23 protein-coding genes and 1 riboswitch are annotated in these 24,925 nt (G+C 65.0%); of the genes, 15 read left to right on the forward strand and 8 right to left on the reverse strand.

Annotated features, from left to right (window positions below; translation table 11 throughout):
• Nucleotides 1-555: 555 nt before the first annotated feature.
• From AB7E35_RS08870 to AB7E35_RS08890, 5 genes are all read left to right on the forward strand, one after another.
• Complete coding sequence (locus tag AB7E35_RS08870) at nucleotides 556-2,187, forward strand: AMP-binding protein (RefSeq protein WP_428167423.1); 1,632 nt, start codon at nucleotides 556-558, stop codon at nucleotides 2,185-2,187.
• Nucleotides 2,184-2,639 carry a MaoC/PaaZ C-terminal domain-containing protein gene (locus tag AB7E35_RS08875; RefSeq protein WP_428167424.1) on the forward strand — a complete coding sequence of 152 codons (456 nt, stop codon included), beginning with the start codon at nucleotides 2,184-2,186 and terminating at the stop codon, nucleotides 2,637-2,639. The genes AB7E35_RS08870 and AB7E35_RS08875 overlap by 4 nt, the downstream gene beginning before the upstream one ends.
• Before the next feature lie 30 nt (nucleotides 2,640-2,669).
• The gene (locus tag AB7E35_RS08880; RefSeq protein WP_428167425.1) at nucleotides 2,670-3,650 is read left to right on the forward strand and encodes a Bug family tripartite tricarboxylate transporter substrate binding protein; all 981 of its coding nucleotides are present in this window, start codon (nucleotides 2,670-2,672) and stop codon (nucleotides 3,648-3,650) included.
• 49 nt (nucleotides 3,651-3,699) lie between these two features.
• Nucleotides 3,700-4,677, forward strand: a complete 978-nt coding sequence (locus tag AB7E35_RS08885) for an NAD(P)H-dependent flavin oxidoreductase (RefSeq protein ID WP_428167426.1) — start codon at nucleotides 3,700-3,702, stop codon at nucleotides 4,675-4,677.
• Between the two features lie 77 nt (nucleotides 4,678-4,754).
• Nucleotides 4,755-5,648 (forward strand): LysR family transcriptional regulator, encoded by an 894-nt coding sequence (locus AB7E35_RS08890; protein WP_428167427.1) that lies wholly within the window; start codon nucleotides 4,755-4,757, stop codon nucleotides 5,646-5,648.
• 187 nt (nucleotides 5,649-5,835) lie between these two features.
• Here AB7E35_RS08890 and AB7E35_RS08895 read toward each other — a convergent pair whose 3' ends face one another.
• The 3 genes from AB7E35_RS08895 to AB7E35_RS08905 all read right to left on the reverse strand — a co-directional run bounded on the left by AB7E35_RS08895 (nucleotide 5,836) and on the right by AB7E35_RS08905 (nucleotide 8,805).
• Entirely contained in the window at nucleotides 5,836-6,870 is a 1,035-nt protein-coding gene (locus AB7E35_RS08895) for a DctP family TRAP transporter solute-binding subunit (RefSeq protein WP_428167428.1), read from the reverse strand.
• A 67-nt stretch (nucleotides 6,871-6,937) separates the two neighbouring features.
• On the reverse strand, nucleotides 6,938-8,236 hold the full coding sequence (locus AB7E35_RS08900) for a TRAP transporter large permease (RefSeq protein WP_428167429.1): 1,299 nt from the start codon (nucleotides 8,234-8,236) through the stop codon (nucleotides 6,938-6,940).
• On the reverse strand, nucleotides 8,233-8,805 hold the full coding sequence (locus AB7E35_RS08905) for a TRAP transporter small permease (RefSeq protein WP_428167430.1): 573 nt from the start codon (nucleotides 8,803-8,805) through the stop codon (nucleotides 8,233-8,235). Before AB7E35_RS08905 ends, AB7E35_RS08900 begins: the two co-directional genes overlap by 4 nt.
• Before the next feature lie 209 nt (nucleotides 8,806-9,014).
• Here AB7E35_RS08905 and AB7E35_RS08910 point away from each other — a divergent pair, with 209 nt between their 5' ends.
• The 6 genes from AB7E35_RS08910 (at nucleotide 9,015) to AB7E35_RS08935 (ending at nucleotide 14,311) form a co-directional block, all read left to right on the forward strand.
• Complete coding sequence (locus AB7E35_RS08910) at nucleotides 9,015-9,953, forward strand: LysR substrate-binding domain-containing protein (protein ID WP_428167431.1); 939 nt, start codon at nucleotides 9,015-9,017, stop codon at nucleotides 9,951-9,953.
• Between the two features lie 117 nt (nucleotides 9,954-10,070).
• Nucleotides 10,071-10,958, forward strand: coding sequence for an amino acid ABC transporter substrate-binding protein (locus tag AB7E35_RS08915; protein WP_428162341.1), 888 nt, complete (start codon nucleotides 10,071-10,073; stop codon nucleotides 10,956-10,958).
• A 146-nt stretch (nucleotides 10,959-11,104) separates the two neighbouring features.
• Entirely contained in the window at nucleotides 11,105-12,004 is a 900-nt protein-coding gene (locus AB7E35_RS08920; RefSeq protein ID WP_428162340.1) for a transporter substrate-binding domain-containing protein, read from the forward strand.
• Between the two features lie 121 nt (nucleotides 12,005-12,125).
• The gene (locus AB7E35_RS08925; protein WP_428162339.1) at nucleotides 12,126-12,878 is read left to right on the forward strand and encodes an amino acid ABC transporter permease; all 753 of its coding nucleotides are present in this window, start codon (nucleotides 12,126-12,128) and stop codon (nucleotides 12,876-12,878) included.
• A gap of 1 nt (nucleotide 12,879) precedes the next feature.
• Entirely contained in the window at nucleotides 12,880-13,551 is a 672-nt protein-coding gene (locus tag AB7E35_RS08930) for an amino acid ABC transporter permease (RefSeq protein ID WP_428162338.1), read from the forward strand.
• 22 nt (nucleotides 13,552-13,573) lie between these two features.
• Nucleotides 13,574-14,311, forward strand: a complete 738-nt coding sequence (locus AB7E35_RS08935) for an amino acid ABC transporter ATP-binding protein (protein ID WP_428162337.1) — start codon at nucleotides 13,574-13,576, stop codon at nucleotides 14,309-14,311.
• On the opposite strand, the gene AB7E35_RS08940 is transcribed toward AB7E35_RS08935, so the two are convergent.
• The 4 genes from AB7E35_RS08940 to AB7E35_RS08955 all read right to left on the reverse strand — a co-directional run bounded on the left by AB7E35_RS08940 (nucleotide 14,312) and on the right by AB7E35_RS08955 (nucleotide 19,235).
• Nucleotides 14,312-15,151, reverse strand: a complete 840-nt coding sequence (locus tag AB7E35_RS08940; RefSeq protein WP_428162348.1) for an HAD family hydrolase — start codon at nucleotides 15,149-15,151, stop codon at nucleotides 14,312-14,314.
• Nucleotides 15,152-15,176: 25 nt separating this feature from the next.
• Nucleotides 15,177-16,802: a peptide chain release factor 3 gene (locus AB7E35_RS08945; protein ID WP_428162336.1), complete on the reverse strand. Its 1,626-nt coding sequence runs from the start codon at nucleotides 16,800-16,802 to the stop codon at nucleotides 15,177-15,179.
• Nucleotides 16,803-16,893: 91 nt separating this feature from the next.
• Nucleotides 16,894-17,664: a phosphatase PAP2 family protein gene (locus AB7E35_RS08950; protein WP_428162335.1), complete on the reverse strand. Its 771-nt coding sequence runs from the start codon at nucleotides 17,662-17,664 to the stop codon at nucleotides 16,894-16,896.
• A 5-nt stretch (nucleotides 17,665-17,669) separates the two neighbouring features.
• Complete coding sequence (locus AB7E35_RS08955) at nucleotides 17,670-19,235, reverse strand: ArnT family glycosyltransferase (protein ID WP_428162334.1); 1,566 nt, start codon at nucleotides 19,233-19,235, stop codon at nucleotides 17,670-17,672.
• Between the two features lie 197 nt (nucleotides 19,236-19,432).
• A riboswitch (S-adenosyl-L-homocysteine riboswitch) is annotated at nucleotides 19,433-19,519 on the forward strand.
• 69 nt (nucleotides 19,520-19,588) lie between these two features.
• Between AB7E35_RS08955 and ahcY the strand changes: the two genes are divergently transcribed.
• From ahcY to AB7E35_RS08975, 4 genes are all read left to right on the forward strand, one after another.
• Nucleotides 19,589-21,016, forward strand: a complete 1,428-nt coding sequence (ahcY, locus tag AB7E35_RS08960) for an adenosylhomocysteinase (protein ID WP_428162333.1) — start codon at nucleotides 19,589-19,591, stop codon at nucleotides 21,014-21,016.
• Nucleotides 21,017-21,277: 261 nt separating this feature from the next.
• Nucleotides 21,278-22,276 carry a TlyA family RNA methyltransferase gene (locus AB7E35_RS08965; protein ID WP_428162332.1) on the forward strand — a complete coding sequence of 333 codons (999 nt, stop codon included), beginning with the start codon at nucleotides 21,278-21,280 and terminating at the stop codon, nucleotides 22,274-22,276.
• The gene (gene metF / locus AB7E35_RS08970; protein ID WP_428162331.1) at nucleotides 22,273-23,112 is read left to right on the forward strand and encodes a methylenetetrahydrofolate reductase [NAD(P)H]; all 840 of its coding nucleotides are present in this window, start codon (nucleotides 22,273-22,275) and stop codon (nucleotides 23,110-23,112) included. The genes AB7E35_RS08965 and metF overlap by 4 nt, the downstream gene beginning before the upstream one ends.
• Before the next feature lie 78 nt (nucleotides 23,113-23,190).
• The gene (locus AB7E35_RS08975; protein WP_428162330.1) at nucleotides 23,191-23,952 is read left to right on the forward strand and encodes a septal ring lytic transglycosylase RlpA family protein; all 762 of its coding nucleotides are present in this window, start codon (nucleotides 23,191-23,193) and stop codon (nucleotides 23,950-23,952) included.
• Nucleotides 23,953-23,979: 27 nt separating this feature from the next.
• Here AB7E35_RS08975 and AB7E35_RS08980 read toward each other — a convergent pair whose 3' ends face one another.
• Nucleotides 23,980-24,876, reverse strand: coding sequence for a 23S rRNA (adenine(2030)-N(6))-methyltransferase RlmJ (locus tag AB7E35_RS08980; RefSeq protein ID WP_428162329.1), 897 nt, complete (start codon nucleotides 24,874-24,876; stop codon nucleotides 23,980-23,982).
• Nucleotides 24,877-24,925 lie beyond the last annotated feature (49 nt).

The following is a 24,925-nucleotide window of genomic DNA, read 5'->3' on the forward strand; positions in this document are numbered from 1 at the left end:
TGACCAGCCTGGGCCCGGCCGATGCGCACTTCGGCGCCGTTTACTCGCGCGCCGACCGCGCGCTCTACACCGCCAAGCAGCAGGGCCGCAACCGCAGTTGCCTGCTGCATTCAGGTGAAATGGCCGCTAACCCTTGATGTTCAAGCGCCGGAAGCTATCGTTTTGGTAGCGTAATTTACTTACGCGCGGCGATCGGCTTTTTGGCAGCACTTGATGCATCGGCTGCGGGTTGCTGTCTACGTCAGTTTCTGCGGGCTCGCTTGTCCTTGGCGGTTTGATCTGTCCTGGGCATCTTTCAGGCTGGCTGACAACGCTTAAAACCGGCTTCCCGGGCGCAGGCCTGGCGGGCGGCCGGCCACGCTCGGGCAGCAGTACTGGTACAAACCCGAAGAATTGATGTGGATTGAGCACCAATCAATTGTGTTTTGACCATCTTCCGAAACGATGATCCTGCTGAAACAATCAGCCATAACAGCAATCGATGCTCTACGTGCACCAAAAAGCACGCAGTCGTGATTGCCCATCAAGCCTGTTGTTTCTGAAGGAGCTCAGACCGTGTCGGATCTACGTTTTTCTGCGCTGATGCAGGCTCGCCTGGAGGCTGATCCGCAGGCCACGGCCTTTGTGCATGGCGAGAGCACCACTACGGTGATGTCGTTGGCGCATCAGGTGCAGTGCATGACGGCTTGGTTGCGTTCTGTAGGCATAGGGCCGGGTGACCGGATGGCTGTCTGGCTGGTGAACCGGGTTGAGTGGCTGGCGTTGCTGATGGCGGCCGGGCGTATCGGTGCCACGGTGGCGGCGGTCAATACCCGCTACCGGCAGGAAGAAGTTGCCCACATCTTGCGAACCAGCGGCGCCCGTTTGCTGGTGACGCAGTTGCCCCACCAGCGGCTGGACTTTCTCTCCATCCTGGCGGATCTTGACCCCGCGCGGGTGCCCGATTTGCAGCAAATAGCCGTGTTGGGCAGCGATGGCAACGCGCCCTCCAGTGCTGCGGACCTTCCCGCTGGGCTGGCCTGGCCGCTGGCTCCGTTGAACTGGCAGCAATGCACGCCGGAAACAGGCCAGGACGATTCAGACCCCGACACCACGGTGGTGCTGTTCTCAACCTCGGGCACCACCAAGGCGCCCAAGCTGGTCATGCACCCGCAGCGCACTTTGGTGGACCATGCGCTGCGTTGCGCTGCGGCCTACCGGCTCGGGGAGCCTGGCGCCTGCTTGCTGACGTTGCTACCTCTATGCGGCGCTTTCGGACTGAACAGCACTCTGGCCGCATTCGCCGCTGGCGCGCCGGTGGTTTTGCCGGCCTTGTTTGAGGCAGACGAAGCCGCTGCGCTGCTGGTACGCCACGAGGTGACGCATTGCTTTGGCAGCGACGAGATGGTGCGCCGCCTGGCAGAAAGCTCGAAGGCGGCACAGCCGTTTCCATCGTTGCGCTTTTTTGGCTTCGGTGCGTTTACGTCCAATTTCACCGAAATCGCCCAGGCCTGTTGTGCGCGGGGCATTCCGCTGCACGGTCTATATGGTTCCAGCGAGGTACTGGCCGTTTTCTCGGCTCAGGTCAGCGACGCGCCGCTGACGCAGCGCCTGGAGGGTGGTGGCGTACCGGTGGCAGGGGCGCTGGCACGCATCCGCATCCGAGACGAAGCCACCGGCCAGTTGCTGGCGCAGGGGCAGTCGGGGCAGATCGAGATACAGGCGCCTAGCCTGTTCCAAGGCTACTTCGGCAACCCTACGGCCACGCAGGAAGCCATGACCGAGGGCTATTTCAAGACGGGTGATCTGGGCCATTTGCGGCCCGATGGCAGCCTGGTGTTCGAGACCCGCCTGGGAGACGCCGTGCGTTTGGGCGGCAACCTGGTCAACCCGGCAGAAATCGAAGAGCTTCTGCAACGGGAGTCCGGGGTGCGTGAAGCCCAGGTGGTTGCGGTGCCGATCCAGGGCCAGGATCGCCCGGTGGCCTTCATCGTTCCCGAGGCGGGCGGTGCGCCAGACATGAGCGAACTGATCGCCAAGCTGCGCCAGTCCATCGCGAACTACAAGGTGCCCCAGCGGGTGTGGACGCTGCCTGCCTTCCCGCTGACCCAGGGCGCCAATGGCAACAAGATTTCCCGTGCGCAATTGCGCCAGATGGCGCAGGAACGTCTTGCTGCCGAAGCCCCAGCCCCTCAGGAGCACGTATGAACCCCCGTTACTTTGAAGACTTCACGGTGGGCGAGCATTTCACCAGTACGGGCCGCACGGTGACGGAAGCCGACCTCACCCTGTTCAACATGATTTCGGGCGACTGGAACCCCATCCACGCCGATGCCGAGTTTGCCGCTGGCGCCCGCTTTGGCCAGCGCATCGTCCATGGGGCCTTTGGCGTGGCCTTGCTCACCGGCTTCATGCACCAGATGGGGATCTTCGACGGCACGGCAGTGGCGATGCTGTCGCTCAAGGAGTGGGCCTTCAAGGCACCCATCCTGATCGGCCAAACCCTGCGCTTGCACATGACGATTACGGAGCTCGACCCCGGCCAGAGCGCCCGCGTGGGCCGACTGGGGCGCCACCTGCAGCTGCGTGACCAACACGACCAGGTCGTGCAGGAGGGGCACAGCGATCTGCTGATCCTCAAGCGCCCGGCCATCGCCTGATTTCGCAACCACAACAACTCTGGAGACATCATGCAAAAAACCAAAACCACCCTGACCGCGCTGGTCCTTGGCCTTGTGGCTTCGGCCGCCGTCGCACAGACCTATCCCGCCAAGCCGGTAACCATCGTCGTGCCGTACTCCGCCGGGGGGCCGGTGGACAACTTCATCCGCGCCCTGGGCCAGCAACTGTCCGAGAGCTGGAAGCAGCCGGTAGTGGTGCTCAACAAACCGGGAGCCAACGAAATCATCGGCGCCGACCATGTCGCCAAGAGCGCGCCTGACGGCTACACCCTTTTCGCCGGCACCGAGGCTTCGCTCACCATGAGCCCGCATCTCTACAAGAAACTGCCCTACAACGTGGAGGCCGACTTCGTGCCTATCAGCCAGCTGGTCAGCCTGCCGCTGATGCTGTTCACGCACAAGAACACCCCGGCCAACACCGTTTCGGAATTCGTGGAACTGGCACGCAAGGCCAAAGCCCAGGGCAAGCCGCTGAGCTATGGCTCGTCCGGCGCGGGCGGCATTGCCCACCTGCCGATGGTGACCTTTGAAAAGCAGGAAGGCATCTCCATGACCCACATACCCTACCGGGGCGCGGCCAACCTGATTCCCGATGTGATTGCTGGCCAGGTGGACGCAGCGGTGCTGGCCGTGTCGGTGATTGAGCAGCATGTGAAAACCGGTGCGCTCAAGCCCTTGGCGGTGTCGTCTGAGGCCCGCAGCGCGGCCTTGCCCCAGGTGCCCACCTTCAAGGAGGCGGGAGTCAAAGATATCCACGCCATCTTCAGTATTGGCCTGCTGGCACCCAAGGGCACGCCAGCGGCGGTGGTGGACAAGATTGCCTCCAGCACACGAGCCATCATCACGACGCCCGACTTCCGCCAGAAAAACATCGATGCCTTCAGCTATGTGCCGGTGGCTTCGAGTCCTGTGGAGTTCAAGGCCTTCTTGAGCGGCAACAGCAAGCTGCAGGCGGAGCGGGTCAAGGCCTCTGGCGTGACACTGGACTGACCCCGCACGCGGTTCTCTTTTTGATTCCTGACCTTCTGAACGAGTGACCATGAACGCCACTACCTCCCGAATCCCCGCCGCGCTGCAGAACCTGGCGCTGCCCGTCATCGCTTCGCCGATGTTCACTGTCAGCTACCCCGAGCTGGTGCTGGCGCAGTGCAAGGCTGGCATCGTGGGCTCGTTTCCAGCGCTCAATGCCCGCCAGCCCGAGTTGCTGGACGAATGGCTGCACCAGATGAAAGCCGATCTGGACGCTTACCGGGCGGCCAATCCCGGCCAACTTGTGGGGCCCATCGCGGTCAACCAGATTGCGCATAGTTCCAATGGGCGCCTGATGCAGGACGTGGAGACCTGCGTCAAGCATCAGGTGCCGGTCATCATCACCTCACTACGCGCGCCGGCCCGAGAGATCGTCGATACCGTGCACAGCTACGGCGGCGTGATCTTCCATGACGTGGTCAATGTGCGTCATGCCCAGAAGGCACTGGAGGCGGGTGTGGACGGTTTGATCGTTGTGGCCGCCGGGGCCGGTGGCCACGCGGGCACCCAGTCGCCCTTTGCACTGGTGGGCGAGGTGCGGCAGATCTTCGACGGCCCGCTGGCTCTGTCGGGGGCCATGGCCACGGGCGGTGCCGTTCTGGCCGCCCGGGCCATGGGCGCGGATTTTGCCTACATGGGCACGCGCTTCATCGCCAGCCGCGAGGCCAACGCCAGCGAGGATTACAAGCAGGCTATCGTGAAGGCGGGCGCCTCGGACATCATCTACAGCAACTGGTTCTCGGGCGTGCATGGCAACTACCTGCGCGAGAGCATCGAGCGTGTGGGCCTCGACCCGGAAAACCTGCCGGTGGGTGACAAGGCCAAGATGAGTTTTGCCGATGGCCGCTCCAAGGCCAAGGCCTGGAAGGACATCTGGGGCGCCGGCCAGGGCGTGGGGCAAATTTATGATCTGCCTGAAGTGCGGGAGATTGTGGCCAGGTTGCGTGCCGAATACGACTTGGCCCGCGCACGCATCTGTTCGGGGTGAGTGCGTCCGTGGTACCTGCCGACGCGGTCAGTGAGGCAGGGCGCAGGCCTTATGCTCGCCCTCCGGAGGTTTTGCCGTTGGAACAGTCGCCCTATTTGTTTTTTGCCGAGGTCGTGGAAGCAGGCAGTTTTGCCATGGCCGCCCGGCGTTTGGGCATGGACCGCTCCAACGTTAGCCGCCGCATCAAGGAGCTGGAGCACAGCGCCGGCGTGCAATTGCTGCGCCGTACCACCCGCAAGATGGTGTTGACCGACCTGGGCGCTGCGTTCTACGAGCAGTGCCTGGCCGTGCGAAGCGAGGTGGAGCAGGCCAAGAACCTGCTGTTGTCGCAGGGCGATGCAGTGCGTGGGGCGCTGCATGTCAGCTGCCCGCCAGCGATTGGCCGGCTTTATCTGGTGCCCCTGTTCGAGGCTTTTTGCCGTCGCTATCCGGCAGTTTCCCTGCAAATCACCTTGAAGTCGGGTGAACTGGATCTCATCGAGGAGCGGATCGATGTGGCCATTCGCTTCACTAACGAACCGTCGCAGCATCAGGTGGCCCGTGTGCTGGGACGCACGCAATGGATTTTTTGTGCCAGCCCTGCCTATCTGGCCGAACATGGAACGCCCCAACTGCCCGAAGACCTTGCTCAGCTGGCTTGGCTGGGCATGCGCAGCCGCATGGAGTTACAACTGCGCAAAGAGGCGGCCCTGCACCGTGTGGTGCTTCGCTCGCGGGTGGCTTGCCCCGACTACGCCCTGCTGGGGCAGATGGCCTGCGACGGGCTGGGCGTGTGTTTGTTGCCGGTCTATGTCGCGTCTCGCGACTTGGCCCGGGGTGGGCTGGTTCAGGTGCTGGTGGACTACCAGATCGAGCCCACGCCGGGCAGTACTCTCTACGCCATCACCCTGCCGGGCATCCATTCATCGCCCCAGGTCAAGGCGTTTGTCCAATTCCTCGCAGAAACCGTGCAGGCCGAATTCGACCAGTGAGTTGTCAACCCGGATTCGCCATCAGAGTCCGGGAGGGTGTGGGCAGTGGAGTCGCCATTCAGTGATCCCATCGTCGTAGCCTTGGCCAACGAACAGGGGCGCGAATGCCTGAAAAGACCGGCTATATCAAAATAGCTTCCAGCCCTTGATATGTAAGCGCTGGAGGCTATTTTTTTGATAGCGAAATTTACTTGCGCGCGGCGATCGACTTTTCGGCCAGGTTCACCAGGTCGGCGCCGATCTGGCCCTTCCATTTCTCCACCACGGGGCGTGTGGCTTTTACGAAGGCTGCGCGCTCGGCGGCGGTGAGCTGGGTCACGGTCACGCCGTTGGCGGCCAGGTCTTTCAGCAGCGGCTTGTCGGCTTCGACCACGCCTTTGCGCGCCAGGGCGATTTGCTCTTTGCCGGCGTCGATGGCCGCTTGCTTGACGATCTCGCGGTCCGCCGGCGTCCAGCTGTTCCAGATGTCTTTGTTCACCACGAAGATCAGCGGGTCGTTCATGTAGCCCCACAGCGTCAGGTGTTTTTGCGCCACGGTGTGCAGCTTGGCGGCGACAAACACCGACAGCGGGTTTTCCTGCCCATCGACGGCGCCGCTGGCCATGGCCGGCTGGGCGTCGGACCAGCTCATCTGCGTGGGGTTGGCGCCCAGCGCGGTGAAGGTGTCGAGGAACAGCGGCGAGCCCACCACGCGGATCTTCATGCCCTTGAGGTCTTCGGGCGTCTTGATGGCTTTTTTGGAGTTGGAGATTTCGCGGTAGCCGTTCTCACCCCAGGCCAATGGCATGACGCCAGCTTTTTCCAGCGTCTGGAACAGGCTCTTGCCCACTGCACCCTGCGTCAGCGCATCGGTGGCGGCGTAGTCGGGCATCAGGAAGGGCAGCGAGAACAGGTTGAGCTGCTTGACCTGGGGCGACCAGTTGATGGTCGAGCCCACGGCCATGTCGATCACGCCCTGGCGCAGCGCGGAAAACTCACGCGTCTGGTCGCCCTGGATCAGCGACACGCCAGGGTAGAGCTTGATATTGATGCGGCCCTGCGTGCGCTCGCGCACCTTGTTGGCCCACAGCTCGCCGCCCTTGCCCCAGGGGAAGGCAGGGCCCAGCACGAGGGACATGCGGTATTCGCTTTTGTAGTCGGTCTGCGCCAGGGCAGCGGGGGCGGCGAAGGCCAGGGCCGCAGCGGCGGCCACGGCGGAGGTGAGGAAAGTGCGCAGTTTCATGGGGTCTCCTTGCTATGAAATAAGTAGCTTATAACGCTTGATTTAAAAGGGCTGCAGCCTGTTTTTATCAATAACCGAGCCGTGCGGGCAGCCACAGGGCCAGCTGCGGGAAGGCAATCACGGCCACCATCACCAGGAACATGGCCAGCAGCATCGGCCCGACCCAGCGCACGGTGGACTCCATGCGCACGCCGGCGATGCGGCAGCTCACCATCAGGTTGACGGCCAGCGGCGGCGTGAACTGGCCCAGCGCCACCTTGAGCGTCAGGATGACGCCGAACCACACCGGGTCCCATTGGTAGTGCTGCATGATGGGCAGCAAGAGCGGCACGAAGATCAAAAAGATGGAGATGCCGTCGAGGAACATGCCCACGGTGATCAAGAGCAGGATCAAGAGCGCCAGCACGCCGTATTCGCCCAGGCCCGAGTTCACGATGGCCTTGGCCACCGGGTCGATCACGCCCAGCGTGGACAGGGAGAACGCGAAGATGCCCGCCAGCGACACCACGATGAGGATCACGGCCGACAGTTCGCCCGCCTCGCGCAGGATGGGGAACAGGTCGCGCACGGCAATGGTGCGGTGGATGACCATGCCGACAAACAGGCCGTAGAACACGGCCACCACGGCGGCCTCGGTGGGCGTGAACCAGCCCGCGCGCATGCCGCCCAGAATAAGTACCGGCGCGGCCAGGCCCCACGAGGCCTCGCGCAGGCTCTGCCAGAAAGGCGGGCGGGGCATGTCGGCCTCCAGCTGGCCCATGCGGTGGCGGCGTGCCATCCACACCGCCGGCACGACCAGCGCAATGCCCGCCAGCACGCCGGGCACCATGCCGGCGGCAAACAGCGCCGGCACCGATGCGCCCGGCACCAGCACCGAATAGACGATGAAGGCCACCGAAGGCGGGATCAGGATGTCGGTGGCTGCGGCTGCACCCACCACGCTGGCCGAGAAGCTGCCGGGGTAGCCCGCGCGCGACATGGCGGCGATCATCACGCCGCCCACGGCGGCTGCGTTGGCCGGGCCCGAGCCCGAAATGCCGCCCAGAAACATCGCCACGGTGATGGCCACCAGCGGCAGCATCCCCGGGCCGCGCCCGACCATCGCCACGGCAAAGTTGACCAGGCGCAGCGCCACGCCCGAGCGGTCGAAGATCGAACCCACCAGCACGAACATGGGGATGGCCAGCAGCGGGTATTTGCCCAGGCCGGCGTAAAAGTTTTGCGGCACGGCCAGCAGTCCGAACCACTGGCTGTCGGCATTGGCCAGTGCGATGGCGGCGGCCCCCGCCAGGCCCAGGGCCGCACCGATGGGCACGCCCACGAACATCAGAACCAGAAAGGCAGCGAAGAGCAGGGTGGCGATCATGGCTGGCGCTCCCCGTTGTCTTCGGCGTCGTTGCCGAGGAACTCCACGTCGGGCTGGCGCGTGCGGCGGATCAAGAGGCCAACGGCGCGCCAGGTGATGAGCAGCGACAGCACCGGCAGCCAGACTGAATACCACCACTGCGGCACGCCGATGCCTGGGGAAGTTTCTTCAAACCGGTAGTCGTCCCAGACCACGCGCACGCTGAGCACCGCAAGAGCCGCGAACAGCACGGCCACCAGCAGCGCGCCCAGCTGCGCCAGGCGCCTGCGCCGCGCGGCCGTGCCGCTTTCGGCAAAGAACTCGATGCGGATGTGCCGGTCACGCGCCACGGCCGCCGAGCCGGCCACCAGCGCCAGCACGATCATCAGAAAGACAGAAATTTCTTCGGTCCAGGCAAAGGACGAGTTGGTGAAATAGCGCACCAGCACGTTGGCAAAGGTGATGAGGGCCAGCAGCGCCATGACGATGACGGTAAGCCAGTCTTCGATGCGCAGCGAGCGCGGTTCGCTGGATTCGGCGTGGATGGGGGCGGCATCGCTGGTCGTCCCCGGGGTGGGTTGGTTGGACATGAAGGCGCAGGGCAGGTGAGTCAAACGTGCATCAGATGTGAGTCAGGGGAGCAAGAGCGGTCACTGAACCTGCTGGTGTTGTGCACCGGCGGCCTGGACGATGGCGGGCGCTTGGGGCGCACAAGGCCACATTTTGCTATCAAACTGCTATCAAGTCCGTCAGCAACCGGCCGGGCGGCTGCAGGGCGGGCAGCCCGATAATGCGCGCCATGGAAACCAAATGGCTTGAAGACTTTGTCAGTCTGGCAGAAACGCGCAGCTTCAGCCGATCGGCCCAGTTGCGCCATGTGACGCAGCCCGCGTTTTCGCGCCGCATTCAGGCGCTGGAGGCTTGGGCGGGCACCGATCTGGTGGATCGCAGCTCCTACCCCACGCGGCTGACGGCCGCGGGCAACACGCTGTACGACCAGGCGCTGGAGGTGCTGCAGGCGTTGCAAAACACCCGCGCCATGCTGCGCGCGCATACCAGCGCGGGCACCGACATGCTCGAATTTGCCGTGCCGCATACGCTGGCGTTTACCTTCTTTCCGGCCTGGGTGTCGGCGCTGCGCGAGGATTTCGGGCCGCTCAAGAGCCGCCTGATCGCGCTGAACGTGCACGACGCCGTGATGCGCCTGGTGGAGGGCGGCTGCGACCTGCTGATCTCCTACCACCACCCCTCGCAGCCCCTGCAGCTGGACCCTGACCGTTACGAGATGGTGACGCTGGGGCAGGAACTGCTGGCCCCTTACGTCAAGCCGGGGCCGGACGGTCAGCCGCTGTATTGCCTGCCCGGGCGCGCGGGCGAGCCGTTGCCCTACCTGGGCTATGCACCGGGTGCCTACCTGGGGCGGGTGACGGAGCTGATCCTCAAGCAGGCGGGCACGGCCATTCACCTGGATCGCGTGTACGAGACCGACATGGCCGAGGGCTTGAAGGCCATGGCGTTGCAGGGGCATGGCTTGGCTTTTCTGCCTCACAGCGCGGTCAAGAAAGAGCTGCGCGCGCGCAAGCTGGTGAGCGCGGCGCCGCCCGACGGCGAAGCCCTGCAGATGATGATGGAGGTGCGGGCCTACCGCGAAAAGCCCTCGCGCAAGGAGCCGGCCAAGAGCCTTGCGCAATCGCTGTGGGCCTATCTGCAGGCCCAGGGAGGGCAAAATCCCATCTGACGCAAATGCGACCGGCTCTGTAATTGCCGTGTTTTGCAAAACCCGTACCAGGTGCCAAACTGTCACAGCCTGGCGCGAAGATTGCTCACACTAAATCACACGAAGGAGGGGTATCCAATGAGATTCATGCATCAGTGGAAGGTATTGGCCGTGATGATGCTGTGCTGCACCACAGGTGTGCAGGCAGCGGGCGTGCTGGAGCGGGTACGCAGCGGCGGGGCGCTGGTGATTGCGCACCGCGAATCGTCAGTGCCGTTTTCGTATGTTGACGGCGGCAAGCCAGTGGGCTATGCCGTGGATCTATGCCTGCGCCTGGCCGATCTGGTGCGCGAGAAGACGGGTGCCAAGGACATGCCAGTGAAGTGGCTGCAGGTCACCTCGGCCGACCGTCTTGAAGCGATCAAGAGCGGCAAGGCCGATCTGGAGTGCGGCTCCACCACCAACAATGCCGAACGGCGCAAGGATGTGGCATTCACTGTGCCGCACTTCATTACCGGCGCGCGGTTGCTGGTGGCTGCCACCAGTGCCGTGACCGGTCTGGAGGACATGCAGGGCAAGAGGCTGGTGTCCACCAAAGGCTCCACGCCGCTCAAGGCCGCCGAACGCGCCCGTCGCGAGCGGTACACGCAAATTCAGATTCTGGAGGCGCCCGATCACGAGGCAGCGGTGATCATGGTGGAGAAGGGCCAGGCCGACGCCTTTCTGATGGATGACGTGCTGCTGTATGCCCTGGCGAGCAAACGACCTGACCCCCAGGCGTTCAAGGTGGTGGGCCGCTTCGTGACGACCGAGCCGCTGGCCATCATGCTGCCCAAGGACGACCCTGAGTTCAAGGCGCTGGTGGACCAGGAGATGCGCCGACTGGTATTGAGCGGCGAAATCCACGCGATTTACGACAAGTGGTTCATGCGTCCGATTCCGCCCAACAACCGCGCCTTGAATCTGCCAGAAAGCTATTTGCTGCGGGACTTCTGGAAATACCCTACGGATCGCGTCCCTTTCTGAGCCACTTGGCACGCACAATAGCGCTTACTTCCGTATTCCCTGACGGATCACGCCTGGAAAGAGTCGGGCCGGCGGCAGCGGTGCTGCTGCAGACCCCATTTATTCATTCGTTTTGTTCTTACTTTTCACCCGCAAGGAGATCTCAGATGAAAAAGCATTTGCTCGCCACCACCCTCGCCGTTCTGGCCGCTGGCAGCGCCTTTGCGCAGGCCAGCGACACACTTGCCAAGATCAAGTCCTCTGGCGCCGTCACGCTGGGCGTGCGTGAGTCTTCGGGCCTTGGCTACACGCTGGGCAACGGCAAGTACGTGGGCTTTCACACCGAGATGGGTGAGCGCATCCTGGCCGACATCCGCAAGGATCTGGGCCTGTCCAAGATGGAAGTCAAGTACCAGCCCATCACCTCGCAGAACCGCATTCCGCTGATCCAGAACGGTACGGTGGACATCGAGTGCGGCTCCACCACCAACAACATGGCCCGTCAAAAAGACGTGGCCTTCGCCGTCACCACTTACGTGGAAGAAGTGCGTATTGCCGTGAACGCCAAGTCGGGCATCACCGGCATCAAGGACCTGAATGGCAAGACCATCGTCACGACCACGGGCACCACATCGGTGCAGACGCTGCGCAAGAACAAGCGCGCCGACGGCCTGACCTTCAAGGAAGTCATGGGCAAGGATCACGCCGACAGCTTCCTGCTGCTGGAGACCGGCCGTGCCGACGCCTTCATCATGGACGGCTCCATCCTGGCGGCCAACATTTCCAAGTCCAAAAACCCCGCGGACTTCAAGATCGTGGGCGAAGTGCTGTCGGTCGAGCCCATTGCCTGCATGCTGCGCAAGGACGATCCCGCCTTCAAGAAGGCCGTGGACGACTCCATCAAGCGCCAGATCGCCGACGGCAGCCTGGCCAAGCTGTATGACAAGTGGTTCATGCAACCTGTTCCGCCGGCTAACGTGAAGATTGGCCTGCCGCTGTCCGAAGCCACCAAGGAAGCCTGGGCCCACCCCAACGACAAGCCCTTGGAGGCCTACGAGGTCAAGTAAGCTGCAAACCTGGCACGGCCCCTTCTGCCTTGAGGCCGGAAGGGGCTTTTTTGTTATGTGTGCCGATGCGCCTGCCTGAATGCGGCGGCTATGTGGACACAAGAATCGAAAGGGTGATCCTATGAATTGGGAATGGCAGGTGTTCTGCCAGGACACCATTACCCAGGAGGTGGGCCAGAGCTGTTTCGGCAAAAACGGCGACGTCACCTACCTGGACTGGATGCTGTCGGCCTGGGGCTGGACGGTGTCCGTCTCGCTGCTGTCGCTGATCGTGGCGCTGGTGGTGGGCTCGCTGGTTGGCACCTTGCGCACGCTGGAGGGGCGGCCCTGGACGGTGCGCCTGTGCACGGCCTGGGTCGAGCTGTTTCGCAATATTCCGCTGCTGGTACACATCTTCGTGTGGTACCACGTCGTGCCGGCCATCTTCCCGGCCATGAAGTCGCTGCCGAGCATCGTGCTGGTGGTGTTTGCGCTGGGCTTTTTCACGTCGGCGCGCATTGCCGAACAGGTACGCTCGGGCATTCAGGCGTTGCCCCGCGGCCAGCGCTACGCGGGCATGGCGCTGGGGTTCACCACTTTCCAGTACTACCGCTACGTGCTGCTGCCCATGGCGTTTCGCATCATCATCCCGCCGCTGACCAGCGAGACCATGAACGTGTTCAAGAACTCGTCGGTGGCCTTTGCCGTGTCGGTGACCGAGCTGACCATGTTCGCCATGCAGGCGCAGGAAGAAACATCGCGCGGCATCGAGGTTTATCTGGCCGTCACGGGGCTGTACGTCATTTCGGCGTTTGCCATCAACCGCATCATGGCCTTCATCGAAAAACGCATGCGCGTGCCGGGCCTGATTGCCGCAGGCGGAGGGGGGCACTGACATGAATTTGAATATCGACTGGTCCTTCTTCACCTGGGAGCTGTTTTCCAACTTCGTCCTCAAGGGGCTGTATTTCAGCCTCATGCTCACGGCGATTGCCACCTTGGGCGGCATCGTGCTGGGCACGGTGCTGGCGCTGATGCGTCTGTCGGGCCGCAAATGGCTGGTGGTGCCTGCCACCATCTACGTCAACGGCATGCGCAGCATTCCCCTGGTGATGGTGATCTTGTGGTTCTTCCTGCTGGTGCCGCTGATCATCGGACGCCCCATCGGTGCAGAGGTGTCGGCCATGGTCACCTTCATCGCTTTCGAGGCGGCGTATTTTTCCGAGATCGTGCGCGCAGGCATCCAGTCCATCCCGCGAGGCCAGGTGTTTGCGGGCCAGGCGCTGGGCATGACCTACGGCCAGAACATGCGCCTGGTGATCTTGCCGCAGGCCTTTCGCAACATGCTGCCGGTGTTGCTGACGCAGACCATCATCCTGTTTCAGGACACATCGCTGGTTTATGCCATTGGCGCTTACGACATGCTCAAGGGCTTTGAAATCGCGGGCAAGAACTTCGGCCGCCCCATCGAAGCCTATCTGGCCGCGGCTCTGGTCTATTTCATCATCTGCTACGCGCTGTCCTGGGCTGTGAAGCGCTTGCACAAGAAGATCGCCATCATCCGCTGATGCGACTCGTATAGGAATTGCCATGATTGAACTCAAGAACGTTTCCAAGTGGTACGGCAGCTTTCAGGTACTCAACGACTGCTCCACCCAGATCAAGAAAGGCGAGGTGGTCGTGGTCTGCGGCCCCTCAGGCTCGGGCAAATCCACTTTGATCAAGACCATCAACGCCCTGGAACCCATTCAGAAGGGCGAGATTTATGTGGATGGCGTGCCCGTGCATGACCTCAAGACCAACCTGCCCAGGCTGCGCAGCCGCGTGGGCATGGTGTTTCAGCACTTCGAGCTGTTTCCGCACCTGTCGGTGACTGACAACCTCACCATCGCGCAGATCAAGGTGCTGGGCCGCAGCCCCGATGACGCCAAAAAGCGCGGCCTGAAGATGCTCGACCGCGTGGGCCTGATGGCGCACAAGGACAAGTTTCCCGGGCAGCTGTCGGGTGGTCAGCAGCAGCGCGTGGCCATTGCCCGTGCCCTGAGCATGGATCCCATCGTCATGCTGTTTGACGAACCCACCAGCGCGCTAGACCCCGAGATGGTGGGCGAGGTGCTGGACGTGATGGTTGGCCTGGCCAACGAGGGCATGACCATGATGTGCGTGACCCACGAAATGGGCTTTGCCCGCAAAGTGGGCCACCGCGTGATCTTCATGGACGTGGGCGGCAAGATGCTGGAGGACTGTCCCAAGGAAGAATTCTTCGGCAATCCCGAAGCCCGCCAGCCGCGCACCAAGGACTTTCTCAACAAAATCCTGCAGCACTGATTACCGCGATGTGCGGGCATCCACGAGGGCGCGGGCCAGCTGTGCAAACCCCGCGCCGCGCGCGCCCGGTGTCACGTAGCGCGGCAGATGTTGCAACTGCGGCAAAAAGCGCGCCACATTGGCCACGCCCACGCTGTGCTCAAAGTGCTCGAACATCACTTGGTCATTGAGCGAATCGCCCACAAACACCCAGCGATCCAGCTCATCGTCGAGCGCGCGGCCGAGCAGCTTGCGCACGATCCAGCGTGCGCCCACCAGCTTGTTGTGCGCGCCAAACCAGCCGTTCACATGAATGCTGCTGACGGTGGCCGTCATGCCTGCGCTGCGCATGATCTGCAGCGTTTGCGCAATGCCTTCAGGCGGCAGCTGAGTGAACTCGCTGTGGTCGATGGCGATGTCGGTCTCGCGCCCGGCCGAGTCGCGCGCCAGCAGGGCGCCGGGCACCTCGCGCAGGATTTGCTGCGCCACCTGCTGCATGCGCACCAAGTTGGCAGCGCGCGTGGCGGCGTCCTGCAAATACCATTTTGATAGCTGCCAGCGCTTGTCAGAGCTGGGCTCAAGGCCGTTTTGACTTGCATCTTGCGCTGTGCGCAGCAGGGCCACGGCACCCGTCTCGGCCACGATGGCATCCACCGGCCAGGTGGCTGCAAAGGGCTCGCTCCAGCCCGCCGGCCGCCCGGTGATGGCGATGACGCGCAGGCCCGCGGCGCGCAGTGCGGACAGGGCATCGAGGGCGTCGGGCGTGATGGCGCCCTCGGTGGTCAGGGTGTCGTCGATGTCGGTCAGCACGCCGGCAATGCGCGCGCGCGCCGCGGCGGGCCACAGGGCCAGGGGCTGCATGCCGGCGGTGGTCATCGGCGGCTCATCAGCTGCTTTGCAGCGCCAGTCCCGCATGCTCGCGCAGCGGGTGGAAGTGGATCTTGGGAAAACGCTCCTGCGCCAGCCGCACGTCGTACGGGCTGGTGCACAGGTAGGCCAGGGTGTCGGCCGCGTCGCGCGCCATGCGTAGGGGGTAGGCGTTCTCGAACTCGCGCAGCTCGGCCGGCGTGTCGGCGGTGATCCAGCGCGCGCCGGTGTACTGGCAGGCTTCCAGGCGCACGTCGCAGTCGTACTCGGTGTTCAGGCGGTGCTGCACCACTTCAAACTGCAGCTGGCCCACGGCGCCCAGCAGCATGTTGCCGCCCGCCTCGGGCTTGAAGACCTGGATGGCGCCTTCTTCGCCCAGCTGCATCAGGCCCTGTTGCAGCTGCTTGGTGCGCAGCGGGTTGCGCAGCACCACGGTCATGAACATCTCGGGCGCGAAGAAGGGCAGGCCGGTGAACTGCAGGTTGGCGCCGTCGGTGATGGTGTCGCCCAGCTGCACGCCACCGTGCGTGGTGAAGCCGATGATGTCGCCCGCGTAGGCTTCTTCGACAGCCTCGCGGCGCTGGCTCATGAAGGTGACCACGCTGGTGGGGCGCAGCTCTTTGCCCGTGCGCTGCACCTTGAGCTTCATGCCCGGGGTGTATTTGCCGCTGGCCACGCGCACGAAGGCAATGCGGTCGCGGTGGTTGGCATCCATGTTGGCCTGCACCTTGAAGACCACGCCCGAGAAGCCCTCGTCCTCGGGCAGCACGGTTTTTTCGACGGGCTGCTTGTTGACGATGAGCGAGCTCTTGCGCGGGCCGGGCGGCGGCGACATGTCCACCACCGCGTCCAGCACTTCCATCACGCCGAAGTTGTTCACGCCCGAGCCGAAGAACACGGGCGTGAGCTTGCCGGCCAAAAACTGCTCGTGGCTCCATTCGGCCGACGCACCCTGCGCCAGCTCCATGCTCTCCAGCGCATCGTCAAACGCCTGCCCGAAGCGCGCGCGCAGGCGATCTGCTTCGGCCAGGGGAATCACCTCGAAGTCCTGCGGGCGCTTTTCGCTGCCGGGGGCGAACACCGTCATGGTCTGCGTGCGCAGGTTGATGATGCCGCCGAACGACTTGCCCTGGCCCACCGGCCAGGTGATGGGGCAGCAGGGCATGCCCAGCTCGCGCTCCACCTCGTCCAGGATGTCCAGCGGGTCGCGCACCTCGCGGTCCATCTTGTTGACGAAGGTGATGATGGGCGTGTCGCGCTGTCGGCACACTTCGATCAGGCGGCGCGTCTGCGCCTCCACGCCGTTGGCCGCGTCGATCACCATCAGCGCCGAATCGACGGCGGTGAGCACGCGGTAGGTGTCTTCCGAGAAGTCCTTGTGGCCGGGCGTGTCCAGCAGGTTGATGACGTGGTCGCGGTAGCTCATCTGCATCACGCTGGAGGCCACCGAGATGCCGCGCTGCTTTTCGATCTCCATCCAGTCGCTGGTGGCGTGTCGGCTGGCTTTGCGGCCCTTGACGGCACCCGCGATCTGGATCGCGCCCGAGAACAGCAGCAGCTTTTCGGTCAGCGTGGTCTTGCCCGCGTCGGGGTGGGAGATGATGGCAAAGGTCCGGCGGCGCCGGGTTTCGGTCTGGAAGGTCACGGGATTTGGAAGGGCGGGGTCAACACGCCGCGCGGCGCACGCGGCCGGCGGGCAGCCGCTGATTGTCGCTCAGGAGCGGGAAGGGCCGCATTCAGTGCGAATCGGACTGGCGCAATGAAAGCCCGCCGTGGACCATGCCGGGGCACCCAGTGCTGCGCCGTGTCGCGCCACGCTGCGCCACGCGCAGCCTCAGCCAGACCTCGCGCACCGCCAGGGCGCAGCCCCAGATGAACAGCCCGCAGAAGATCACGTCACTGGCAAAGTGACCCCCCTGGACGATACGGCCCATGCCGAAGGTGCCGCCCAGAACCCAGCCCGCCAGCAGCCAGCGCCGCCGCAGGGCAGGCGCGCCGGTCAGACCCAGTGCAAGCAGGCAAAAGCCCGTGGCGGCATGGCCGCTGACGAACGAGCAGTTGCTGCGGCACAGGGCCGAGGGTTGCAGCGCCGGCTGAAAGGGCTTGGCGCCCCCGAAATGCGTGGTAGCGGTGGGCCGCGGACGGCCCCAGTGTTCCTTGAGCCCCACGTTGACCAGCAGCACCCCGCCCAGCAGCGCGACCAGCAGCATCGCCTTGCCGCGACGGCGCCAGCGCGGGGTAAGCCACTGCGGGCGCCAGTACGCAATCGTGACGAGCAGCGCGCTCGTGGCGAGCACTAGTCGTCCGAGCCAGGGCACGGCCCGGTAGAGTGCATCCACCCCCAGCCAGTTTTTCATCGCAAAAGGCGGGTCAATGGTTGGCGTGTAGAACTGCGCGCTGATGACCAAGTCCAACTCGGGCCAGAGGCTGAATGTGCACACTGCCGCCAGCATGGCCAAGGCCCAGAGAGACCACTCGGCGTTACGGGCGCGCAGTCTCGCAGGCATGGACATCATGGCGTTGCCTCCCACAACTGCAGTTCGCGTGTCTGCCCCGGGCCGATGTCGATGCGCGCCGACGCCAGCACCTGGCAGCGCGTGAACCGGGCGCAGACTTCCGCTGCCGGTGCTTCCCGGCCCAGCAGCAGGATGCCGCGCCGCTGCGCCGCGCTGCCGGGGGCGGGCATATGTGCCGTCATTTCGTAGTGGTGGCGCGGCGGGTGCGACGTGGGCAGGGCGGTCCAGTTCAGATCAAGGTTGCGCCAGGCGTAGGCGCCATGCGCGATGACGGTGCGGTCGGCGCCGATGACCGTGGCGCCGGGCCGGGCCGCCGCCTCGGCGCGCAGCGCTTCAAAGGCCGCATCCCATCCCCGCATGCGGCTCCAGACGTCGGCGTTGCGCCCCAGCGGATGGCCCAGACCGCGCGCAGCGTCCGGTGCCAGCACCACAGCCGTGGCCAGGATCAGCCCCGTCACGCCAGCGGCCCAGGCAGCTTTGACCGGCCAGCGCGCGCCCTGGGCGCGCTGCATCGCCAGCCACAGCGCAAGCCATAGCACCAGGCCGGCCATGGCGGGCGCCGTCCAGTTGATCTGGGCGCGTGCGTGCCAGGCCTGCGCAGCGCCCACGCACAGCAGCGGCAGCGCGCAGTACCAGGCAAAGCGCAGGGCCTCGCCTTGCTGCGGCTGCACGCCGGTGCTGGCACGCAACCAGCGCGCGGCGCTCCACAGCAGCACCAGTCCCAGCAGCGGGCCCAGCATCATCCACTGGCCGCCGATGAATTCCGCCAGCGAGGCCCAGGCTGGCGCCGAGCGTGCCCCCAGGGTGATGTCTGCAGTGTGCTGCAGCGTTGGCCAGCCGTGCGCATGGTTCCACCAGAGATTGGGTGACACGACCAGCGCCGAAATGGCTGCGGCCAGGGTTGCGCCGCGAAGGTCGCGGGTGGCGGTGGCCCGGCCGCGCCGGACCCACAGCAGCAAAGGCACCGATACCGCCAGCACCACCATGGTGTATTTGAAAAGAGCCCCGGCGCCCAGTGCCAGGCCAAACAGCAGCCATGCGCGCAGGGCGTCAGCCTGGTGTATGGAGTGCAAGGCGCGCCATAGCGCCCACATGGCCAGCGCCCAGGCCAGCAGCAGCGGCGCATCGGTCGTGGCCGCCAGGCCCAGCATTCCGGCCAGGGGGGTGGTGATGAACAGCAGCGCGGCCAGCCGGCCTGCCCACGCCGGGGCGTGGGGCTGCGGCAGCGCCGACGCGGCCATCTCGCGGGCCAGTTGGCCAAGCACCCAGGCCGTGGCGGGGTAGCAGGCCATGGCCAGCGCCTTCACGCCGACAAGTCCGTCGCCCAGGAGGGCGGTGGACAGGGCGATGAGCAGGGCGATGCCCGGCGGCTTGGAGTAGTAGCCCCATTCAAGTTGGCGCGACCAGTGCCAGTACTGGGCTTCATCTACGTGCAGCCCGACGCCCGCCTGCCCCAGGACGTGCACCAGAGCCAGGCGCACGGCGTACAGGGTCACCAGACAGAGCAGCAGTTGCCAGTCACAGCCAATACGGTGTGCCCGTGTCAAGGCGAAGAAGGGCATGGAAGAGAGTGGCGCTGGCTTCACGTCAAAGGGTTTCTCTTTTCGAGTGCAGGGCTGGACTGCGGGGCGCTGGTTCGCAGAATTCGTAAAAGTGCATGGCGGTGCCGACCAAAGCTGGGCCTGATTGAATCGCGCAGGCATGTCAGTTCAGTGACCCCGGATTGCCTCTTTGTCCGAGCCAGTCGGCTAAAATGGCGGCTTCCGAGGAGCGTTGCAGCGTCCCCCAGCAAGGCGGGGCGCGAGGCTCGGAAGTTACCCCCCCACAGCAACGACGCTCACCCACGCCTTGCGGTGCGGTGAGTTGCATCCCCCGACAGGCGCGGTTTTTTCAGACTTTCATGAAGGAAACCACCATGAGCGCTGTCCTCAAGCACACCCCCGAATCCGCGATTGCCGACATCTCCCTGGCCGCCTGGGGCCGCAAGGAAATCAAGATTGCCGAGACCGAGATGCCCGGCCTGATGGCGATCCGCGACGAGTTTGCCGCCGCCCAACCTTTGAGGGGCGCGCGCATCACCGGCTCGCTGCACATGACCATTCAGACGGCCGTGCTGATCGAGACGCTGCAGGCCCTGGGCGCGCAGGTGCGCTGGGCGTCGTGCAACATCTTCTCCACGCAAGACCACGCTGCCGCCGCGATCGCCGCCACCGGCACGCCGGTGTTTGCCATCAAGGGCGAGTCGCTGCAGGACTACTGGGACTACACCCACCGCATCTTCGACTTCGGCCCCAAGGGCAGTGAAGGCGAAGGCCCCAACATGATCCTGGATGACGGCGGCGACGCCACGCTGCTGATGCACCTGGGCCAGCGCGCCGAGAAAGACGCATCCGTGCTGGCCAACCCCGGCAGCGAGGAAGAGCGCGTGCTGTTTGCCGCCATCCGCGCCAGGCTGGCGCAAGACCCCACCTGGTACAGCCGCAAGAGCGCCGAGATCATCGGCGTGACCGAAGAAACGACGACGGGCGTGCACCGCCTCAACGAGATGAGCGCCCGCGGCGAGCTGCTGTTTCGCGCCATCAACGTGAACGACTCGGTCACCAAGAGCAAGTTTGACAACCTGTACGGCTGCCGCGAATCGCTGGTGGACGGCATCAAGCGCGCCACCGACGTGATGATTGCCGGCAAGGTGGCCGTGGTGGCGGGCTACGGCGACGTGGGCAAGGGCAGCGCCCAGGCGCTGCGCGCGCTGAGCGCCCAGGTGTGGGTGACCGAGATCGACCCCATCAACGCCCTGCAGGCCGCGATGGAGGGCTTCAAGGTGGTGACCATGGAATACGCCGCCGACAAGGCCGACATCTTCGTCACCGCCACTGGCAACAAGCACGTCATCACCCACGACCACATGGCGGCCATGAAAGATCAGGCCATCGTCTGCAACATCGGCCACTTTGACAACGAGATCGACATCGCCTCGGTTGAAAAATACCAGTGGGAAGAGATCAAGCCCCAGGTGGACCACATCATCTTCCCTGACGGCAAAAAGATCATCATGCTGGCCAAGGGCCGCCTGGTGAACCTGGGCTGCGCCACCGGCCACCCCAGCTTTGTGATGAGCAGCAGCTTTGCCAACCAGACGATTGCGCAGATCGAGCTGTTCTGCCATTCCGACCGCTACCAGGCCGGCAAGGTCTATGTGCTGCCCAAGCACCTGGACGAGAAGGTGGCGCGCCTGCACCTCAAGAAAGTGGGGGCCATGCTCACCACCCTGAGCGACGAGCAGGCCGCCTACATCGGCGTGGACAAGAACGGCCCTTACAAGCCCGATACCTACCGCTATTGATGCATCAGATTTGATAGCTGCTGACGCTTGTCCCGTAAGGGCTTGAGGCTGATTTGCTTTGACGATGTGCCCGCCCCGCACGCTTGTTGCGGTGGTGGTGTCGCTCCCTATCCCCTTGGAAGGGGGTGAGGGCTGCCGGACAGAGCCATATCCTGTCGTCATTCAAGACCAAATTGGCATCCAGCCCATGCACAGCAAGCGCAGGCAGCTATTGTTTTTGATGTTCTGGTTTTCAAGGCAGTCATTCCAAGGAGCAGCGCCATGCGCGCAGACGTGTTTTTGGTGGAGCGTGGCCATGCCAGCACCCGCTCGCAGGCCCAGCGGCTGATTGCCGCGGGCGTGCAGTGGCGGCTGTCGCCGCTGACACCGTGGCAAAAGGTGGCCAAGAATGGCGACGACATTCCTGATGTTGCCGAAGTGCAGTTGCTGGACGCGGCCGAGGCCAGGTACCTCTCGCGCGGCGGCCTCAAGCTGGAGGGCGCGCTGGTCGCCGCGGGCGTGGACCCGGCCGGCCTGCGCTGCCTGGACGTGGGCCAGAGCACCGGCGGATTCACCGACTGCCTGCTGCAGCGCGGCGCGGCGCAGGTGATTGGCGTGGACGTGGGCCACGGCCAGCTGCACGAGCGCCTGCGCCACGACGCGCGCGTGGTCTGCGTGGAGGGTGTGAATGCCCGCGCCCTGACGCCCGATGTGCTGCGCCAGGCTTGCGACCTTGCACTGTCCGAAGTCATCGAGGACGAAGAAGACAACGAGACCCAGCCCCAGGCGCCCTATGCCTGGATGCGCAACGGCGGTCTGGTGGACGACGAGTACGACGACAGCGGCGACGCCAAGGAACACGAGATCGAGCACTTCAAGGCCGAGCGCGCCGCCAAGGCCAAAGCTCGCGCCGAGGGCGCGCTGCCGGTGCAGCGCCGCCGCCGCGCCGGCACCGAGGGTGTGGACATCACACCGGCGTTTGATCTGGTCACGGGTGACCTGTCTTTCATCTCGCTCACGCTGGTGCTGCCCGCGCTGGTGCCGCTGCTCAAAGACCAGGGCCAGCTGCTGATGCTGGTCAAGCCCCAGTTCGAGCTGCAGCCCGGCCAGGTGGGCAAGGGCGGCATCGTGCGCGATGTGCAGCTGTACGCCCAGGTGGAGCAGCGCATCCGCGAATGCTGCGACGGTCTGGGGCTGCAGGTGCTGGCCTGGCTGGACAGCCCCATCGAGGGCGGCGACGGCAACCGCGAATTTTTCATCCATGCAAGGAGGAAGGCATGAGCCTTTCCATGGCCTTACCGGTCAGTTTTGAATTCTTCCCGCCCAAGACCCCCGAGGGCGCGGACAAGCTGCGCGCCGTGCGCCAGCAGCTGTATGTGCGCCGGCCGCAGTTTTGCTCGGTCACCTACGGCGCGGGCGGCTCCACGCAGGCGGGCACCTTCAACACCGTGCGCGAAATTCTGGCCGAGGGCGTGAGCGCGGCGTCGCATTTTTCGTGCATCGGCGCCACACGCGCCAGCGTGCGCGAGCAGCTCGCCGAGCTCAAGGCCATGGGCGTGACGCGCCTGGTGGCGCTGCGCGGCGACCTGCCCAGCGGCTACGGGCTGGGTGGCGAGTTCCAGTACGCCAGCGATCTGGTGGCCTTTATCCGCACCGAGACGGGGCGCGATTTCCATATCGAAGTGGCGGCCTACCCCGAAGTCCACCCCCAGGCCAAGTCGCCCGAGGCGGATCTGCAGGCCTTCGCCACCAAGGTGCGCGCGGGCGCCGACAGCGCCATCACGCAGTATTTCTTCAACAGCGACGCGTACTTTCGCTTCGTTGATGACGCGCACAAGCTGGGCGCCGACGTGCCGGTGGTGCCGGGCATCATGCCGATCACGGGCGCGTCGCAGCTGCTGCGCTTTTCCGACGCCTGCGGCGCCGAGGTGCCGCGCTGGATCCGGCTGCGGCTGCAGGCCTTTGGCGATGACGCGGCGTCCATCCGCGCCTTCGGCCTGGACGTGGTGACCGACCTGTGCGACCAGCTGCGCAACGCAGGCGTGCCGGGGCTGCACTTCTACACCATGAACCAGAGCGCGGTCACGCTGGAAATTTGCGAGCGCCTCGGGCTGTAGCGCCCGCAGCGCCCGCCGCCGCCCCGCGCCCGGCAGGGGCTGGGCGCGGGGCGGCGGCGGGGCGTTACAGTGCGCGGCATGTCCCGCCTGTCCCACTTTTTATCGCGCTGTCTGTCCGCGCGTGTGCTGCCTGCAGCGGGCGGCGCTGCGCTTGTGGCGGCAGCCCTCGCGGGCTGCGCTGCACCGCAGCCTCTTGCGGAGACTGCGCCTGCGCCGCCCACCGCTGCTGCATCGCCACAGGCTGCGGCGCCAACGCCCTCACTGGCACGCCCCCGGCTGATCGAGCAGGAAGGCCGTGCCACGCCCGCGCTGCGGCTCAAGCCCGGGCGCGCGCCGGGCGAGGGCCCGGGCGAGCCCGCCTTGCGCCTGCTGGAGCCGGAGCCGCCGGTGCTGCTGGCCAGCGGCGTGGCGTCCTGGTATGCCGACAGCCTGCACGGGCGGCGCACCGCCAACGGCGAGCGCTATGACCGTGATGAATTCACCGCCGCGCACCGCAGCCTGCCTTTTGGCGCGCGCCTGTGTGTGCGCAGCCTGGTCAATGGCCGCACGGTCATCGTGCGCGTGAACGACCGCGGGCCGTTCACGCCCGGGCGCATCATCGACCTGAGCCGCGCTGCCGCCGAAGAGCTGGGCATGGTGGGGCTGGGCATCAAGCCGGTGGAGCTGTGGCAGCTGGGCGCCGACGAGGAGTCCTGCCCCGATAGCCTGGAGCAACCCATCGAGGGCGCCCGCCTGGGGCTGGATGCGCGCAATGCCGAACAGGCCCTGCAGCAACCCGCGCCGCGCAAGGCTGCCAGCACACGCAAGCCGCAGGGCAAGCCGCAGCGCAAACGCCGGTGACGGCGGGCCGACTGGCGGCAGTCGGGTTCAGCCCCCGCCAGACTCCAGCGCATGGGCGGCATGCCGGTCCTGGGCCAGCAGCTCGGCCATCTGCGGCAGGGCCTCGCGCAGCGCGGCCTGCAGCGTGAAGGGCGGGTTGATCAAAAACATGCCGCTGGCCGGCAGGCCGGGCCGTTTGCCGGGCTCGCCGTCGGTCGATGGCCCCACTTTGCTGGACTTGACCGTCAGCGTGGCGTGCAGCCAGGGCTTGCCGGCCTTGACGGCCAGGGTCTTGAGGCGGCGCGGCAGGTCATGCGCCTCGGGGCGCGGAATGATCGGATACCACACGGCATACACGCCCGTGGCAAAGCGCTTGAGCGCGTCCTGCACCATGTCCTGCACGCGTCCGTAGTCGCTCTTGAGTTCATAGCTGGGGTCGCACAGCAAGAGTGCGCGGCGGGCCGGCGGGGGCAAAAACTTTTTCACGCCCTCAAAGCCGTCTTCCTGCAGCACCGCCACCTGGCGCCCGGCGTCCAGTTGCGCCACGTTGCCCGCCAGCGAGCGCGCGTCGGTGGGATGCAGCTCGAACAGCTTGAGCTTGTCTTGCTCGCGCAGCAGCCGATGGATGATGAAGGGCGAGCCGGGATAGACGCGCGTGGCGTCGCCCTGGTTGAAGGCGCGCACCATGTCCACATAGGCCTGCAGCGCAGGCGCCAGGGCGGGCGGGGTGGCGGGCGGCACCAGGCGCTGGATGCCGTCGGCAGACTCCGCGCTGGTGCTGGCGTAGTCCCCGTCCAGCCGGTACAGGCCTGCGCCGGCATGGGTGTCCAGCACGGTCAGGGCCGCGTCTTTCTGTAGAAGGTGTTGCAGGGTGGCAATCAGCACCGTGTGCTTGAGCACGTCGGCGTGGTTGCCTGCATGGAAGGCGTGGCGATAGCTGAACATGTGCGCATGGTAGCGGCCTGGCGGCCCGTGCAGCGGGACAGGTGGCTTT

The sequence above is a fragment of the Diaphorobacter sp. genome, assembly GCF_050251835.1.
Classification (GTDB): Bacteria; Pseudomonadota; Gammaproteobacteria; order Burkholderiales; family Burkholderiaceae_C; genus JBFXIE01.